We start from the raw sequence: 17,017 nt of genomic DNA, 5'->3' as shown, positions 1-17,017 counted from the left end.
GGCTATCTCCGCGCCTGACTGCGCATAGGCCTTCATGCCACGCGCTGCTCCAGAAAGAAAGCAACGCGCAAAACCCGCTAGAAGTAACTGCGCACCAAACTGCCCGCAATCAAGCTCCAACCATCAGCGATGACAAAGAAAGAGAGCTTAAACGGCAAGGACACAATCGCCGGCGGCACCATCATCATCCCCATGGACATCAAAACAGCGGCGACAACCAGATCAATGATCAGAAACGGCAGGAAGATCAAAAACCCGATCTGAAACGCCCGCGCGATTTCAGACAGCATGAAACTTGGAACCAACACAGACAACGGTGCCTCAGGCCCCGGCGCAACTTCCGCGGTGTCAGGACGCAGCGTGGCGAGATGTGTGAAAGTATCGGGATCAAGCCGGGACGCCATGAACAGGCGGAAAGGTTCCGCAGTGCGTTCAAAGGCGGTTTCAAAGTCGATCAGCTCATTGAGGAGCGGATCCACACCCGTGGTCCAGGCCTGCATGAAGACCGGTTCCATCACATAGTAGGTGAGGAACATGGCCAGCGACACCATCATCATATTGGGCGGTGATTGCTGCAACCCGATGGCTTGGCGCAAGATCGACAGCACCGTGACGATGAATGGAAAACATGTCACCATGATTGCGATCCCAGGCGCCATGCTCAGGACCGTAATCAAAAGGAAGATCTGAATACTGCGCGCCGTCAGCGATCCATCGTCTCCGACAGAGAGATTCAACTCTTGCGCAGAGGCGGCCCCTGCAAGAGATAGAGTTAGGATCGCAATCGAGACGGCAGCGAGAACTGCCCTGCTCATCACAGGCCGCTTTCGAACTCAGCGACTTCGGTCAAACGCACCGCAAGCTGCCCCTCTTGCCCGCCTTCCAGCTCTTCCAGCTCTCCGCGTGCAATCAATTTATCGCCGACATAGAGCTCAACAGGGTCATCCACACGTTTGTCCAGCGGCAGAACAGAATTTTCATTCATGTTCAGCAAATCTCCAATCAACGGGCGCGCTTTGCCCACAGAGATGGTGATCTCCACCGGCACGGATGTGAAAGGGTTGGAAGAATCGGATTTCATCATTGGATCAGCCATTCTGGGCCTCCTTGCGGGTTTCATGTGTGAACGCAGTCAAAGCCTCAGAAACAGCTTCAAGAACTTCGCTCATATCCAGAAGTCGTTCGCGCTCTGCGAACTCAAAACGCACTTGCCCTTCTGACAAGCTCTCATCACGCACCACTTCAACCGGGAACTGCGGCTTTTCAGGCATCACATCGATGACAGGCTGATAGGCGTCAGGCGCCGCAGAAAGCACAACGGGTGTTTCACTGTTCTCACGAATGATCGTGTTGAGCTGTTCCACCACCATCGCGCCAACTGCTTGTTTGGCAATCTCCGGCAGCACGCTCATGATTGCCTTCTCAACCGTGGGCGCAAGGTCGGCCACAATGGCTTCACGTGCTTCGTGATAAGTGAAGGACAAATCCTGCAACTTGCGGTCCAGTTCCGCAGACACGCTGGCATGCTCTTCGGACTTGGCATTTATCGCATCGTCCCAACCAGCCTTATAGCCCTGCTCGAAGCTTGCGAGCATATCGTCTTCGTTGGCCACCTGCGGTTGTTCTGGTTCTGGCTGAGGTGCGCTGAAGCCCCCAAAATCTTCAAATAGATGAGAAATGGACATCAGACGCGCTCCTCGCGATCGTCGAGCCAATGCCGCAGAATTTCAACGGTCTCTTCTTTGCGATCCGCAATCAGATTGCGCAGACGTTCCGCAGCATCGGATTGGGACATGCCGTCATCGCCCATCGGCATGCCGCCACCAAGCGCTGGCAAATCACCTGCGTCACCGCCCATATCACCAAGCGCCATGGGCATTCCCATCATGCCGCCATCATCCACTTCCCCCATCATAGGGGCCATTGCCGGGAACCCGTCGCCATCATCAAGACCGGGCAGCATTGGTGCCTCAGCCATATCGTTCAACTCACCGGAGCCGCCCGCCAGAAGGGGCCGCACCACAAACAAACCAAGGACCAGCGCGACAATGGCAAGCACAGCGGTCTGAATGATGGACATCAGATCCAGCGTCATACCTTGAAACATTGAGGATTCAGCAGATGTGCCCATAGGGACCAATGGCTGAAAGTTCATCGACTTTAGCGTGATAACATCGCCCCGGCTTTCATCAAATCCAACCGCAGAGGCCACGAGCTCACGAAGAGCTTCCATTTCTTCTTCAGAGCGTGGCTCCAGAATTGCTTCGCCCAGCTCGTTCTCTGCGGGTGTGCCATTTACCAAGACAGCAACAGTCATACGACGGACCGCACCCGGCTCGCGGAGAATTTCGCGCTGTGTCTCTGACACCTCATAGTTGATTCGCTCTCGCGTCTCACGGTTCTGGTTGGTGGAGCCGGATTCGCCTGCTGCGTCACCGTCTGGCAGATTTGAAGCCACGGTGACCGTACCGCTGGCATTCTGAGAATCGGTGCTACGTTCCTCGGTATCTGTGCTGATCGCCACACGGCTGGCGGGATCAAAAATACGTTCCGTGATCGATTCGGTCTCGGTGACGGTCTCGATACTCACTTCGACCACTGCATTGCCAGGACCAACGCGCGCTTCAAGCAAACGCTGAACGGCCGTACGTGTCGCTTCTTCGCGGTCTTCACCAACCGTGGTTGTGGTCTCCTCAGCGATGCCGACAAGCCCGCCACTGCCGTCAATCACGGCAACATCTTCGGGTGAGAGCCCAGCAACGGCAGAGGCCACAAGGAAGCGCAACGCCTGTGCGTGTTTTGTTGGCAAATCACCAGAAGCTGTTGTGATGGTGACAGACGCAGAAGGTTTGATGTGCCGTTGAAACGGATTGGAAGATGCATTGGCAATATGCACACGCGCCTGATTGATCAGAGGGCTGACAACAATGGTACGGGCCAGCTCCCCTTCTTTTGCACGCCAATAGGCCGCGTCAAACATTTGCGATGTGGTGCCAAACCCAGACAGCGAATCAAGCAGTTCATATCCCTGCGTTGTATTGGCGGGCAGCCCTTCACTGGCCAGTGTCATGCGCAATTCATCTCGCGAGGCTGATTCTACATAAATGGCGCCGCCGCGCACTTCATAAACTGCTCCGCGCTGTTCCAGCGCACGCACGACATCCCCTGCCGCGCCGCTCTCAAGACCGCTATAAAGCAGAGCCATTCCGGGTTTGGTCACTGCGCGACCAAGAGAAATTACTGTTGCAAACACCGCAACCGTGGCCAACACGACGATAGCTTTGCGCCGCGCGTCCAACCCAGTCCACATATTCAATATCTGTTGCACGTCTTCACTCCGTGGGGCTGTACCTTCTGCACAACCTTCACGAACTGTTTCTCCTAACAGACTTAACAATCGGTTAGTTTCTGTATGGTTGAAGTTGCAGGGACAAAGAATTTGGAACCTGCCATGACTGACGAAACTGTCGAGACAGACGAAGCGCCGCAAAAGGCGTCAAAACTCCCTTTAATCATTGGGTTGGTGCTAGCGCTTGCTGGCGGCGGCGGTGGTTTTTTCGCCGTCTATTCAGGCATGATTCTCGGTGGTGACGCCGAGCCACACGCAGAAGAAGAGATGGCTAAGGTTGAGGAATCAGAACCTCTCCCGGACATCGCTTATGTAGGTCTGGACCCGTTTGTTGTGTCCCTGACCTCAGGCGGTGGCGCAGATTATCTGCGCTTTAGAGCGCAACTCGAAGTTCCCAGTGATCACCAAGAAGAAGTCGAACGCGTGCTGCCAAGAGTGGTGGATGTGCTCAACGGATATCTTCGCGCACTCAGCGCCTCAGACATCGAATCGCCAGATGCACTCGTCAAATTGCGCTCTCAAATGCTGCGCCGCGTGCAAATCGTAACCGGACAAGAACGTGTTTCCGACCTTTTGGTCATGGAATTCGTGTTGAACTAAAGGGGGCCAGAATGACCTTGATAGCAGATATTTTGATGGTCGCAGGAGCGCTCGGTGCCGGGCTCTACTGCTTTGTGTTGGCGCGCCGCCTGAGTAAGTTTAACGACCTTGAGGCTGGTGTCGGCGGTGCTGTGGCCGTTCTTTCCGCGCAAGTGGATGACATGACTCGCACTTTGAAAGCGGCACAAAAAACAGCTGGTGTCTCCGCAGAGCGGTTGGAATCCCTCACGCAACGCGCAGAAGGCGTCTCCAAACGCATGGAACTCATGTTGGCCTCAATGCATGACCTGCCTGAGGCTGTCACAAAAGATGCAGTCGAAAACTCGATCGAATCAGAACCACCTCAAACCGAAACGTTAGAAGCATCTTCTGAGACAGAGGATGACTTTGAGGATGAGGCCGACGAGGACGCAGAAGCAGAAGCAGAATATGATGCAGCGTTCGAAGCAGCAGCACTCGAAGCGGCCGAAGAAGAAAAGCGTCTGCGGAAGAAAAAGAAAAACGCCAAACGCAAAGCCAAGCGTAAAGCAGCCAAAGAAGCGGCGGCCGCCCCCAAGAAAAAGAAAAAGGCTTCCAAAGCCGATGCCAAGCCTGAGGCACAGAGCGCACCTGTGTTTACACGTCACGTAGCTTAATCCGGAGCGACCATCATGAAGAAGGCTCTCAAGTCTGCCGCTGCCAAAGCCCCTAAATCTCAGGGCAAGAGCGCTAAAAAACCTGCCCCGAAAGGCTCCAGAAAACGCGCCAAAGGCAGTCTGTTTCTGATTGCGACTTTGCTGATCGGATCTGCCACATTGCGCGTGGGGATCGGGGCCAGCGAAGCATTGGCACGCGAAGAGCCATTGATGGAAACCCCTGTTGCCGCCATGACGGAACCACAAACCTGCGATCAGCCAGAAGACATGCGGGAACTGATGGCTGTTTTCAAAGAACGTGAGTCGCGCATCGTGCGCCAGGAAGCGGAAATCAAAAGTCGCTTGAAAGCCCTGCATCTCGCCGATGAAGAAGTCTCTCAGAAATTGGCCGCGCTCGAAAACGCAGAGGGGCGCCTGCGATCCTTGATTGCAATGGCAGAAACGGCCGCAGAAGACGACGTGACACAGCTCACACAAGTCTATGAAACCATGAAGCCCAAAAGCGTTGCCGCGCTGTTTGAGGAAATGGACCCTCAGTTCGCCGCTGGGTTTATCGCACGTATGAAACCAGAATCTGCTGCAGGCATCCTGGCAGGTATGAACCCGGAAGCCGCCTACACCATCAGCGTGATTTTGGCCGGTCGTAACGCAAATACGCCCACGGAATGAGACATTGTTAACCGGCGACCTCGTAAGGTCGCTGAGGAACGCAATTAGGAGTACGATTCCATGATCAGTATTATCGGCATTGCAGTCGTTTTCATCATGGTTTTGGGTGGTTACGCTCTTGCCGGTGGTAGTCTCGCCCCCATTTTGAAAGCCCTGCCATTTGAGATGATCATTATTGGCGGATCCGGTGTGGGGGCATTTCTGCTGTCCAATGACGCCGCCGCGGTGAAACACACGCTCAAAGATCTGGGCAAAGTCTTCAAAGGCACAAAGTGGCAGCCACAGGACTATCAGGATCTGCTGTGTTTGCTCTTTGAACTCATACGATTAGCCAGAAAAAATCCTGTCGCCATTGAAGAGCACATCGAAAACCCTGAAGAATCTTCGATCTTCCAACGCTACCCGAAAATTCAGGCTGACAAAGAAGCTGTAAACCTGATTTCCGACACCATGCGCTCTGCATCGATGAACTATGATGACCCGCATCAGGTGGAGGAAGTCCTGGAAAAGCGCATCGAAGCCAATTTTCACCACGCCATGCATTCCCCGCATGCTTTGCAGTCTCTAGCTGACGCCTTGCCCGCACTGGGCATCGTGGCCGCGGTTTTGGGTGTGATTAAAACCATGGGCTCTATCGATCAACCACCAGAAGTTCTGGGTAAGATGATTGGCGGCGCGCTTGTAGGCACCTTCCTCGGCGTTTTCTTGGCCTATGGTCTGGTCGGCCCTTTTGCCTCCAAAATCAAAGGCATCGTAGAAGAAGACGCGCATTTCTATCAGTTGATCCGCGAAGTCTTGATTGCAAACCTGCACAACCACTCTCCCAATATCTGTATCGAAGTTGGCCGCCAAAACACGCCCGCTCACAACAGACCGCAATTCGCGGAATTGGAAGAAGCTCTTAAAGAAGTGAAGAAAGAAGCAGCATGAAACCACTCCTGCTGGCCCTACCGATTGTTGCAGCCGCTACGACGGCACAGGCACAGGATGTGCTCTTCCGGTCCGGGGAGCATGAGGATTTCACACGGCTGGTGGCAACTTTGCCATCAGCTGATACCGATTGGACAATCACCGGTCGCGGCACCACTTATCGGATCAAAATTGAGGGCGATGACCTCAATTTGCGAACCTCCCGCATTTTCGACCGCATCCCGCGGACGCGACTGGCCAATGTGGTCACAGATGATCAGGCTGGCGAAGTGGAGCTGCAACTTGCCTGCGCCTGTCGCGTTGTTTCGATTCCCTACAACGAGCGCTATGTGATTTTTGACATTCGCGAAGGCCTTCCGCCCGAGCAGGATGATCTGCCACAGATCCCGCTTTCTTTCGGGGAGGCGGTGCCCACCGAAGAGCCCCAGCGCATTTTCCGCTTTTCCTCTCTGGAAGCCGCCAAGCCCGTCACAACTGCGCCCGTTCCAGAGCCGGAGCCTTCTCCCAAGCCTGACTTTTCCGGCCTTCTCGCGCTGGAAAACTTCGTAACACGCAAAACCAATGTGACCGCGCTGCGTCAGGATCTGATCAAACAAGTGGACCGTGCCGCCACGCAACGGCTTTTGGATGCACAACCTATTCCAGTGCTGCCAGACACTACGCCGACAGAGCTCGCCGCGGGTGAACAATTCAAAACACCGGGCGCATCTGTGGTCAAAACAGACCACGTGCCTCCGCAAGCCGCGATTGGTATGGACGGCAAAGATCTGAACATCGTCGCCTACAACGTGATCGACGAAGTGGGCCGCGACATCGCCGCCCTTTTGAGTGGCCAGCGAGGCGTTGGCATCTGTCTGCCCGATGCAGCCGTAGATATAGCATCGTGGAGTGGAGATCGGACCTTCATCGAAGAGCTGGCCGCGTTGCGTCAAAATCTGGTAGGAGAGTTTGATCGGACCAACGACAAGGCTCTGGAACAGCTCGCCAAACTCTACATTCATTACACATTTGGCGCGGAAGCGCTGCAAGCGCTGGATCTTCTGCCGAAATCGGGCCACAGCGACATTCTGGAAGCAATGGCCTTCATCGTTGATGGCGAGCCCTTGCCTGAAGAAGGTCACGCTTTTGCCAATCAGGGCCATTGTTCCGGTCACGTCGCTCTCTGGGCGGCCCTTGCCGGAGAACCTCTGACAGGCGAAAGCGCCGCAAAAGGTGCGATGGACGGGCTGGCGGCCATGCCACGTCATCTGCGCGAATATCTTGGCCCAAAACTGAGCAACCACTTTGTGGAACAAGGCGACACCGAGAGCGCGACCTTGGTGCTCAACGCAATCGCCCGCGCCAATTCAACACCAGCAGCAAACTTTGACTTCGCCAAAGCAACGCTGGATGCGGAGATGGGAAAAACCGAAGAGGCCACCGAAGCCTTGACAGAGCTCGCAACTGAAAATTCCGACATGGCAACGCTGGCAATCATTGATCTCGTGGATTCTCATCTACAACAGGGTGTTGCCCCTGCCTCAGACACCATCGCACTGGTGGGCGCACTTGCGGTTGAGCACAAAGGCGGGGCCATGGGGCCATCACTGCGCCGCGCGCACGCTTTGGCGCGGATGTTGGATAAGGACTTCGAAACAGCTTTTGCCATCGTCGCGGAAATCGAAGACCGTGATGGCGCAGAACAAGCGGTGGAAATTCGCAACCGTCTGGCCAATGCTGTGATCGAACACTCCGAAGATTTTGACATTATTTCCTATACCTTAGCTCAGAAGCTTTCTGAGCCAGGACGCATCAAACCCGACACAGCTCTTGCTTTGGCACATAAGCTCTTTGATCTGGGCTTTGTGGGGGAAACACGCCGCCTGCTACAAGCTGCGCAAAATGCAAGCGCCAATGACAAGAAGCGTCTTCTGAAAGCCCGCGTGGCACTGGCTGACGCGCTTCCGCGGCGTGCGGAAGCTGAACTGATGGGCATGGATAGCCCAGAGGCCAATCGACTGCGCGCAAAGGCACGTTCCTTGTCAGGTGATCATGAAATGGCGGCAAGCCTGCTTGCAGAGCTGGGCGATGAGGCCGAAGCCGAAGCCGAAAACTGGCTCGGCGGCAATCTACAGGCCCTGGCCGCCTCAGAAACCGAAGTTTATCGTCAAGCCTCCACGCTCTTCGCAGAGCAAACTGAGGGCACGGCTGATGGGGCAGACCCGCTTGAGCGCGTGACCCAAGGCATGCTGTCAGAAAACCGCTCCCTGTTGGAAGGCAGCGCTGAAACCCGCAGTGTGGTGGATGAGATTCTGAACTGGCACACACTTTCAGACCCCTCATCCTGATTACCTTCTCACCAATAGGGTGACCGTCGGTTACCAAATGTAAAGAAACGCCCGATAGCTTGAACCCAAACTGGGGCAGAAAGCTATCGGTATGATAAAACAGAACGTTTTCAGAGCGTTGCGATTCTTAATCGGCGACTCTCTGAAGTCCATTTCACAGCTTGGATCTCTGGCTTTTGCCTGTGTCGTTGTTGGAGGAGCTGAAACAGCCTCGGCCAATAGTGGCGGGCCTGAAACCTGTGATCGTGTGGCCCGTATCGTTGCCAATGAAACCGGCGTGCCCGCCAATGTCCTGCTTGCCATCACCCGAACAGAAACCGGACGTCGCTCAAATGGGGTTCTGGCGCCATGGCCATGGACGGTTAATATGGAAGGCAAGGGCGTCTGGTTCAACTCCAGACAAGAGGCGCTGAACTACGCCAAAAGCCATTTCAAAGCGGGTGCTCGGAGTTTTGATGTTGGGTGTTTTCAGCTGAACTATCGCTGGCACGGCCAAAACTTCACTGACATCGAACATATGTTCGAACCCATCGCCAATGCACGTTACGCTGCCGATTTTCTCTCACGCCTCTATGCGGAGACCAACAATTGGCATGATGCGGCCGCCGCATACCATTCTCGCACACCGAAATACGCTGAAAAGTACAAAGCGCGTTTCAAGAAAATCATCGCTAACTTGCCGGATCCTGGCGCCATGCCCATGACACCGGCCCGTAAAACCAAACCGCTCGTGCGCACGGCCACCGTTGTGCACGAAAATAATTTTCCGCTTCTGCAGCGCGGACAAAGCGCAGGCGTGATGGGGTCCCTGGTCCCACGCTCCTCCGGTTCCGCACGCCCTTTCCTCGCCAATGGAGGCTGATCTGTGACGCCGCAAACGATCAAAACACTCTTCAGCCCAACCATTTTGTTGGCTCTGGCCTTGATGGCGATCATCGTCATGATGATCCTGCCCATGCCCTCCTGGGTTTTGGACATCGGACTGGCCGGGTCTTTCGCTCTGGCCATCCTGATCTTTACCGTGACGCTCTTCATTGAACGCCCGCTCGATTTCTCCGCCTTCCCAACCATCCTACTGGCCTCACTGATGCTGCGGCTGTCGCTCAACGTGTCCTCCACCAAACTGATCATTGGTCAGGGCCATACCGGCACCAATGCCGCAGGAGATGTGATCGAAGGCTTTGCCAATTTCGTCATGGGCGGCAGCGTCTTTCTGGGCCTCGTGGTATTCTGTGTGCTGCTGATCGTGAACTTCATGGTCATCAACAAAGGTGCGACACGTATGGCCGAAGTTGGCGCGCGCTTTGCCCTTGATGGTATGCCCGGTAAACAGCTCGCCATCGACAGTGATATGTCCGCTGGCGCGATCGACCACGCCGAAGCCAAAGCCCGCCGTGAGCGCGAGCAACAGGAGACCACCTTCTTCGGTTCGCTTGATGGTGCCTCGAAATTTGTAAAAGGCGATGCGGTTGCCGGCCTTTTGATCACCCTGCTCAATTTGGTCATGGGGTTGATCATGGGCGCGGCCGTACATGGCATGCCCCTTGGACAGGCCTTTGAGACCTACGCCATCCTGACTGTTGGTGATGGGCTCGTCACGCAGATCCCGGCGGTTATCATCTCTATCGCATCGGCGCTTTTGCTGGCCCGTGGCGGCACCACTGGGTCCACCGATCTCACACTGGTGAAGCAACTGGGCAATTACCCCCCTGCCATCGCAACCGTCGCGGTTCTTATGGTGCTCTTTGCATTGGTTCCCGGCCTCCCATTCATCCCGTTTATTGCAGGCGGGGCCACCCTGGGCGCGGCCGCCTACTACCTGCAGCGCAATAAAAAACAGGAAAGCGATCTTCCTGAGCTGGAAGAAGAAGCCCCCGTTCTGCCACGGGACAAACCTATCGGGGACGTTCTGGATCTCGACGACATCCATGTGGAATTCGCCACAGATCTGGTCAATATGGTGCTGGATCCCGGTGCTGGGCTGGATGCGCGGATCACCAATATGCGCACCCATGTGGCCTCGACATTTGGGTTGATCCTGCCCGAAATCCGTCTGACGGACGAACCCTCTCTGCCCAATGGCACCTACACGATCCGTATTCAGGGCGTAGAGCAGGTGCGCGACCGGCTTGAACCCGAAAAGGTTCTAGCCCTTGCCGGTGACACACCTGATGCCCTGCCGTTTGGAGAGGACGTCTCTGAGCCGGTCTATGGCGCACCCGCGCGCTGGATTGACAGCAAGGCTCAGGAGCAGGCCGCTCTCTCTGGCATCACGATTGTCACCCCGGGCGAAGTGCTGGCCACGCACCTGCTGGAAACCATCAAGATGAATTTCGGTCGCCTGCTGACCTTCAAGGCCCTGCGTCGCATTCTTGATGAAATGGTCAACCTCTCTGACCCCATCCGCGCCGAAGCCAACCGCCGCATGATGGATGAATTTGTACCAGACAAAGTGCCTCTGGATCTGCTGCACCGCATCCTGCGCATGTTGCTGGATGAACAGGTCTCCATCCGCAACATTCCCCTGATCCTGGAGTCCATCGCCGAGGCACGCCATGTCAGCGTCATGCCGGATGCGATCTGCGAACATGTACGTCAGCGACTGGGCTTCCAGCTCATTTCAGATCTCAAACGCGAAGATGGCACCATTCCGCTCGTACAATTGGCACCAGAATGGGAAGACACATTTGCCACCTATCAAATTGATGGTGAAGCTGGCGGCATGGATGTTGCATTGCCACCTGATGTCTTCAACTCGCTGGCACAATCCATCGCCGACCGCATGTCAGAAGCCGGCAACAGCGGAATTTTTGCTGCCCTCGTGACCTCCACGCGACGTCGGCGCTTTCTGCGCACCGTGCTCAGTGCAAAGGGCATCACAAATCCGGTTCTTTCCTTCGAAGAGATCGGCTTGGATGCCCGCCCCTCTCTGGTTGGGGTGGTCACCGCCTGATGGAAAACGCCCTCGCCGTCCTAAACATCACCGAAGCCGTGCTCTGGCACGGCTTTCTGGTGTTCTTGCGCGTGGGCGCGGCGGTCTCTGTCTTGCCCGCCTTTGGCGAAACATCTGTTCCGCCACGTGTCAAAATCGGTCTGGCGGTGGCCTTTACTGCCATCGTGGCCCCTGCGGTGCCAACGTTTGAAACCATCCCACCCAGTTTTCATGCGGTCGCGCGCTACACCGTCACCGAAGGGCTGGCCGGGCTGCTGATCGGCATCAGCATGCGCATGTTTGTTATGGCACTGCAGACCGCTGGCACGATTGCCGGTCAATCCACCTCATTGGCACAGCTTCTGGGCGGGGCCTCTGGTGAACCTCTGCCCGCCATCGGCAATGTTTTGGTCCTGGCTGGGCTCGCGCTCGCCGTCACAATGGGGCTGCATGTCTATGTCGCCCGCTATCTGATCGGCTCCTATATCATTTTCCCCGCAGGTGTTTTCCCGGTGGTCGAAGTCATGACGGAATGGGGCGTGCCACAGGTTTCTGCTGCCTTTTCCATGGCCTTCCGACTGGCCGCGCCCTTTGTCATCATTTCCGCACTCTACAATCTGATGCTGGGCGTCATCAACCGCGCCATGCCACAGCTGATGGTGGCCTTTGTTGGTGCGCCCCTGATCACCGCTGGCGGTCTTTTCATTCTGTTTCTTGTCGCACCTGCACTTTTGACCCTGTGGTGGGGCGCTTTGCAAAGCTTCATGATCAACCCGATTGAGGGCCTTAGATGAGCGGACAAGAAGACGACAGCGAAAAGTCCTATGAGCCGACGCAGCACAAGCTGGATGAGGCGCGCAAGAAAGGCGAAATCGCCAAATCCATGGATGTGTCGGTGGCGGCAAGCTATCTGGGCATCACCCTGGCATTCATTGCCGTTGGCGCGGGCACCATTTCCGCGGCAGGCAACGGGCTCATGGTGCTTCTGGATCAGGCCGACTCGCTTGCGCCTCTGGTGTTTGAAGGGAACCCGTCCACACCGCTCGGCGGCATCATGTTGGAAACCATCACCGCGATTTCCCCCTGGTTTGCCGTGCCCATGATTGCGGTCATCCTGAGCATTCTGGCCCAGAACGCTTTTCTTGTGACACCTTCCAAACTGCAACCCAAGCTGTCGCGCATCAATCCCATCTCAAACGCCAAGAACAAATATGGCCGCAACGGCTTGTTTGAGTTTGCCAAAAGCTTCACCAAACTGGTGACCTATTCGATTTGCCTGGGCTTCTTTCTGAAATTCCGAATGGCTGAAATGGCTTCCGCTATTCAGCTTGATGCGATGATGGTGCCAGCCCTGCTTGGCCGTTTGATGCTGGAGTTCTTGATGATCGTTATCATCGTCTCCGCCATCATCGCCACGATCGACTACTTCTGGCAGCGCGCCGAACACATTCGCAAGAACATGATGACGCGCAAGGAAATGACCGACGAGCAGAAGGAGTCCGAAGGCGATCCACATATGAAACAACACCGCCGTCAGAAGGGGCAGGAAATTGCCATGAACCAGATGCTGGCAGATGTTCCGGACGCTGATGTGATTGTTGTGAACCCAACCCATTATGCCGTTGCTCTGAAATGGTCCCGCCTGCCGGGTGAAGCGCCGGTTTGCGTGGCCAAAGGTGTGGATGAGATCGCCGCGCGCATTCGCGAAGTTGCACAAGAGGCGGCGGTGCCAATCCACAGAGATCCGCCAACCGCCCGCGCGCTGCATGCGGTTGTTGAAATCGGACAGGAGATTCCGTCTGATCAATACCGCTCCGTGGCCGCAGCCATCCGGTTTGCAGATGCAATGCGCAAACGTGCGAAAGGCATGGTATGACACAAGACCTCAAAGACCTGAACGTGATCACACAGGCGCGCTACCAAAAAGCACAGGCAGAAATGCAAGCGATTCAGGCAGAGGAGAATAAGCTGCGCGGCCTGCTCAGTGACCTGGCGGATCAGGAAAAATCCAGCCGTGACACCATGCAAACAGACGCCACGTTGCGTCTCACCGGCGGTGACTTGGCCTGGAACAATTGGATTGGACGCAACCGCAAGATCCTCAATCAGCAGCTGGCCAATGTGCTTGTGCGCAAAGAGATGGCTTTTCAGGAACTTCAAAAACACTTTGGCAAAGCTGATGTGATGGAAAAGCTCCTGAAAGAGGCTGAGCTGACACGCCTGCAAACCCGTCGCACGCAACAAGTCACTTCCATTCTCGAAACCAAATTGAGCTTTGGATAAAAAAGCGCTCCACAAACACGTGGAGCGCAACAGGTTTTCTACAGTTTCACCGTAGGCAATCGCGCTTTCTGCGCGCTATGTTATGTCCCGGTTTACGGGACATCTTGACGTGTGATCTGAATAATCAACACGTCGGAAATTTCGTCTCCATACACGTTCTGAGCCACTTCCAAGAAGGTGCGACGCAGGGGCTCCAGCTTGCTGGAATTGGTGAAAGCGCCATGGAAACCACCCGCATTGGCATGGTCAAACATCGTCTGCAAAAGCGCGCCGCGAATTCTTGGCTCCGCTTGATAGATGGATTCGCGTTCACCTGAGTCCACTTCAAGGGTCAAGGTGACCAGAATAAGCGATGACACCGCATCATCATCCACTACTGGAATGATGAACTGATCGTTCAGATCCACATATTCACGTCCGCTTGGCGGGCCCTCTTCCTTAGGGGGCTTTTCCGTCTTGGCGGCGGCTTTTTCATCAGTCTCTGCCATATGTTCTTCGGCGGGAGGCGGCGTAGGCTCTGGGCGCAGTGCCAGCCCTGCCCCAACGCCACCACCAACACCTACAAGAAGCAGAATTATAGGGAGTAGTTTTTTCATTCCTGGCCTCGATCAGAACGGCAGAACAGCATCAAGAACCTGCTGTCCCACACGTGGCTGTTGCATATCGGTAATCTGACCCCGCCCGCCATAAGACACACGCGCAGACGCTATTTTGTCGAAGGTGATTTCGTTCTGGCGGGACACGTCTTCAGAGCGCACATAGCCTGACACCAGCAGTTCACGCAGCTCAAAGTTCACCCGCAATTCTTGGGTACCTTGAATGGCCAGAACCCCATTTGGCAGAACATCCACCACCGTTGCGGCCACCCGAAGCGTCAACTTTTCACTGCGTTTGACCGACCCATCACCGCTGCTTTTGCTATCAGAACTGAAATCCACAAGTGGATCCGTAGTCGCGCCCGCAGGCAGCTTGCTGTTCAACCGCTGTGGCAGACCAATCAGTTGCGGCACGCTCAACGTCTCTGACCCGCTGCGATTGCGTTCGCTCTCATTGTCGATCTGCGCCTTTTCATCCACTTCAATCACGACGGTCAGGATGTCCCCCCGCGACGCGGCGCGGCGATCCCCCAAAAGCGACTGTCGATTGCGGCTCCATAGCGAAGCCGTATCCGAACGACGGGAAACGCTGGCCTGCGTGGGCAGCGGCGGATTCATCATCGCATAGTGCTCTTGATTGTTGGTTGTCGGGGTAAAGCTCGGCGCTTTGCCGATGTGATCTGTCCGGGCACAACCGGACAGCGCCAGCGCAGATAGTACAAGAAGAGCAGAAATAAATCGCACGATTCTTTCCCTTTAGTTTGAAACTTTGACACTGCCATCAGGCAGCACAATGCCGGTCACGGTAGTACGCGAATTCAGGTTCATCACCCGCAGACGTTCTCCCTCACCGGCGCGGGCCAGCGAACGACCTTCGGTTTCTATGGTGAGCCCAGATGTGTTGAACTTCAGCAGAACGATCTGATTGCGTTCGACCAAGGCCGGCGCGCCGACATCGCCAATGCGCACAGGCCGCCCTGGGTAGAGCACTTTGCGCGCTTCCAGGCCAATCACGGCCTCCAGATCGCTGTGCACACCGGCAACATCGCCTTTTTTGAGCCCCACTGCGCCCGGCTCGATGATCGTATTGGCGCGAATGGTCGTGGTCGCGACCACAATTTCCGCCCATGCTGGCGCGGCCATACAAAGAGAGATGAGAAACAGAAGGGCCTTTTTCATATCAGCGTACCTGCGACGTGGCGGCCATCATCTGATCCGCAGCCGTGATCACTTTGGCATTCAACTCATACCCGCGCTGTGCCTCAATCAACTCGGTCACCTCGCGCACAGCATCCACAGAGCTGTCTTCCAGATACCCTTGACGCAGGGTGCCCAGCCCATCTTCCCCGGGTGAAGAAACGGTGGGCGCACCGGAGGCCTCGGTCTCAAGGAACATATTGCTGCCAATCGCTTCTAGACCTTTGGCATTGGCAAAGCTGGCCATGGTGAACTGTCCCAGCAACTCCGCATCCGGGCTGTCCCGGAAGAAGGCATAAACCTCACCGTCACCATTGATGGAAATGCTGGTCGCATCTTCTGGAATGGTGATTTCCGGCGCAACAGGATAGCCATCTGAGGTCACAATCAGCCCATCGGCACTGCGCTTAAGCCCCCCATCGCGGGTATAGGCGGATTGGCCAGACGGCATGGTGACTTCCAGATAGCCCTTGCCTTCAATAGCGACATCCAGATCCCCGCCCGTGTTGGACAGGGAGCCCTGTTCCAGTTGCACGGAAATCGCCGAAGGACGCACCCCCAGACCGACCTGAATGCCGGTGGGCAAAACGGAGCCATCCGCAGAGCTGATCGCCCCAGCGCGTGAGACCTGTTGATAGTGCAGATCGGCAAATTCGGCGCGCCGCGCGTTATAGCCCGTGGTCGACATATTGGCGAGGTTGTTGGAAATGGTCTCAACGCGCAGTTGCTGTGCGCTCATACCGGTGGCTGCAATCGTCAGGGCACGCATGTTGGTATCCTCTCGTTATCGGACAAAGGTTTTAACAGCGTCGCGAATGCGGCTGTGTTCGTTTTCAAGGAAGGTCTGGCCCATCTCATAGGCGCGCTGCACATCAATCATGCGCGCCATTTGCAAGATAGGATCCACATTGGAGCTCTCCAGAAATCCCTGAAGCACGCGCCCCTCTTCTACCGGCTCAACACCATCTGGCGCGTCAAACAGAACCCCGGTTTCCCGCTTCAGATCCAACGGGTTGGTCGGACGATAAAGACCAATCTGCGCAAAGGGCTGTCCGTCAACACTGAACGTGCCATCAGAAGACACATCCACGCTTTTGGCATCCGGCGGAATGAAAATTGGCGCGCCGCCGCCATCCAAAACCAGATGGCCGTCCATATTGACCAGATCGCCATTCTCATTTGGCGTAAAGGCACCTGCACGCGTCAGCCTCTCGCCCTCTGGTGTCTGAACCATGAAAAAACCAGCGCCTTCGATGGCAAAATCAAACGATCCACCGGTCTTCTTAAGCGCCCCTTGGCTGAGCAATGTGGTCTGCACATTGGCTGTCGCCATAGAGATACTTTCCGTACCCGGCGCAGATTTGATAAATTCCGAAAAAGTAATGCCACCGGCGCGATACCCTGTGGTTGCGGCATTGGCGATGTTATTTGCCAGAACCGTCATTTCCCGCTTCAGGCCCGATTGGCGGGTCAATGTTGTGTAACCTGCGTTATCCATA

Annotated in this window: 18 protein-coding genes and 1 pseudogene; 10 read left to right on the top strand and 9 right to left on the bottom strand. The window is 55.6% G+C overall.

The genetic code is table 11. The features are described 5' to 3' along the window. Positions 1-77 precede the first annotated feature (77 nt). Genes fliP through fliF form a run of 4 tightly spaced genes read right to left on the bottom strand, consistent with a single transcriptional unit; the run spans position 78 to position 3,328 of the window. Positions 78-815 carry a flagellar type III secretion system pore protein FliP gene (gene fliP / locus J7382_RS01990; RefSeq protein ID WP_209066749.1) on the bottom strand — a complete coding sequence of 246 codons (738 nt, stop codon included), beginning with the start codon at positions 813-815 and terminating at the stop codon, positions 78-80. Next, positions 815-1,096 (bottom strand): FliM/FliN family flagellar motor C-terminal domain-containing protein, encoded by a 282-nt coding sequence (locus tag J7382_RS01985; RefSeq protein WP_058238665.1) that lies wholly within the window; start codon positions 1,094-1,096, stop codon positions 815-817. The genes fliP and J7382_RS01985 overlap by 1 nt, the downstream gene beginning before the upstream one ends. Further along, positions 1,089-1,685: a hypothetical protein gene (locus J7382_RS01980; protein WP_058238666.1), complete on the bottom strand. Its 597-nt coding sequence runs from the start codon at positions 1,683-1,685 to the stop codon at positions 1,089-1,091. The genes J7382_RS01985 and J7382_RS01980 overlap by 8 nt, the downstream gene beginning before the upstream one ends. Further along, positions 1,685-3,328 (bottom strand): flagellar basal-body MS-ring/collar protein FliF, encoded by a 1,644-nt coding sequence (gene fliF / locus J7382_RS01975; RefSeq protein WP_058238667.1) that lies wholly within the window; start codon positions 3,326-3,328, stop codon positions 1,685-1,687. The genes J7382_RS01980 and fliF overlap by 1 nt, the downstream gene beginning before the upstream one ends. Before the next feature lie 123 nt (positions 3,329-3,451). On the opposite strand from fliF, the gene J7382_RS01970 reads away from it, so the two are divergent. From J7382_RS01970 to J7382_RS01925, 10 genes and pseudogenes are all read left to right on the top strand, one after another. Continuing rightward, positions 3,452-3,949 (top strand): flagellar basal body-associated FliL family protein, encoded by a 498-nt coding sequence (locus J7382_RS01970; RefSeq protein ID WP_058238992.1) that lies wholly within the window; start codon positions 3,452-3,454, stop codon positions 3,947-3,949. Between the two features lie 11 nt (positions 3,950-3,960). Continuing rightward, a pseudogene (locus J7382_RS01965) lies at positions 3,961-4,242 on the top strand (hypothetical protein); the annotation flags it as partial. Positions 4,243-4,599: 357 nt separating this feature from the next. Then, complete coding sequence (locus J7382_RS01960) at positions 4,600-5,253, top strand: hypothetical protein (RefSeq protein WP_209066748.1); 654 nt, start codon at positions 4,600-4,602, stop codon at positions 5,251-5,253. 60 nt (positions 5,254-5,313) lie between these two features. Next, entirely contained in the window at positions 5,314-6,183 is an 870-nt protein-coding gene (gene motA, locus J7382_RS01955) for a flagellar motor stator protein MotA (protein ID WP_209066747.1), read from the top strand. Then, complete coding sequence (locus J7382_RS01950; RefSeq protein WP_209066746.1) at positions 6,180-8,510, top strand: hypothetical protein; 2,331 nt, start codon at positions 6,180-6,182, stop codon at positions 8,508-8,510. Before motA ends, J7382_RS01950 begins: the two co-directional genes overlap by 4 nt. 91 nt (positions 8,511-8,601) lie before the next feature. Continuing rightward, entirely contained in the window at positions 8,602-9,372 is a 771-nt protein-coding gene (locus J7382_RS01945) for a transglycosylase SLT domain-containing protein (RefSeq protein WP_209066745.1), read from the top strand. Positions 9,373-9,375: 3 nt separating this feature from the next. Beyond that, positions 9,376-11,463, top strand: a complete 2,088-nt coding sequence (gene flhA, locus J7382_RS01940) for a flagellar biosynthesis protein FlhA (protein WP_348539991.1) — start codon at positions 9,376-9,378, stop codon at positions 11,461-11,463. After that, positions 11,463-12,236 (top strand): flagellar biosynthetic protein FliR, encoded by a 774-nt coding sequence (locus J7382_RS01935; protein WP_209066744.1) that lies wholly within the window; start codon positions 11,463-11,465, stop codon positions 12,234-12,236. The genes flhA and J7382_RS01935 overlap by 1 nt, the downstream gene beginning before the upstream one ends. Continuing rightward, positions 12,233-13,318, top strand: coding sequence for a flagellar type III secretion system protein FlhB (locus tag J7382_RS01930; protein WP_209066743.1), 1,086 nt, complete (start codon positions 12,233-12,235; stop codon positions 13,316-13,318). Before J7382_RS01935 ends, J7382_RS01930 begins: the two co-directional genes overlap by 4 nt. Continuing rightward, positions 13,315-13,725 (top strand): hypothetical protein, encoded by a 411-nt coding sequence (locus J7382_RS01925; RefSeq protein ID WP_058238672.1) that lies wholly within the window; start codon positions 13,315-13,317, stop codon positions 13,723-13,725. The genes J7382_RS01930 and J7382_RS01925 overlap by 4 nt, the downstream gene beginning before the upstream one ends. Positions 13,726-13,817: 92 nt before the next feature. On the opposite strand, the gene J7382_RS01920 is transcribed toward J7382_RS01925, so the two are convergent. Genes J7382_RS01920 through J7382_RS01900 form a run of 5 tightly spaced genes read right to left on the bottom strand, consistent with a single transcriptional unit; the run spans position 13,818 to position 17,016 of the window. Next, entirely contained in the window at positions 13,818-14,321 is a 504-nt protein-coding gene (locus J7382_RS01920; RefSeq protein ID WP_209066742.1) for a flagellar basal body-associated FliL family protein, read from the bottom strand. A gap of 12 nt (positions 14,322-14,333) precedes the next feature. Further along, positions 14,334-15,065 carry a flagellar basal body L-ring protein FlgH gene (gene flgH / locus J7382_RS01915; RefSeq protein WP_209066741.1) on the bottom strand — a complete coding sequence of 244 codons (732 nt, stop codon included), beginning with the start codon at positions 15,063-15,065 and terminating at the stop codon, positions 14,334-14,336. Positions 15,066-15,077: 12 nt separating this feature from the next. After that, positions 15,078-15,500: a flagellar basal body P-ring formation chaperone FlgA gene (flgA, locus tag J7382_RS01910; RefSeq protein WP_058238675.1), complete on the bottom strand. Its 423-nt coding sequence runs from the start codon at positions 15,498-15,500 to the stop codon at positions 15,078-15,080. Between the two features lies 1 nt (position 15,501). Continuing rightward, positions 15,502-16,287 (bottom strand): flagellar basal-body rod protein FlgG, encoded by a 786-nt coding sequence (gene flgG, locus J7382_RS01905; protein WP_058238676.1) that lies wholly within the window; start codon positions 16,285-16,287, stop codon positions 15,502-15,504. A gap of 15 nt (positions 16,288-16,302) precedes the next feature. Then, entirely contained in the window at positions 16,303-17,016 is a 714-nt protein-coding gene (locus J7382_RS01900; RefSeq protein WP_209066740.1) for a flagellar hook-basal body complex protein, read from the bottom strand. Between the last annotated feature and the right edge of the window lies 1 nt (position 17,017).

The organism is Shimia sp. R11_0, assembly GCF_017744035.1.
In the GTDB taxonomy this organism is placed as follows: Bacteria; Pseudomonadota; Alphaproteobacteria; order Rhodobacterales; family Rhodobacteraceae; genus Shimia; species Shimia marina.
The sequence above is the reverse complement of the archived record's forward strand: the minus strand, read 5'-3'. Positions and strand labels throughout refer to the sequence as shown.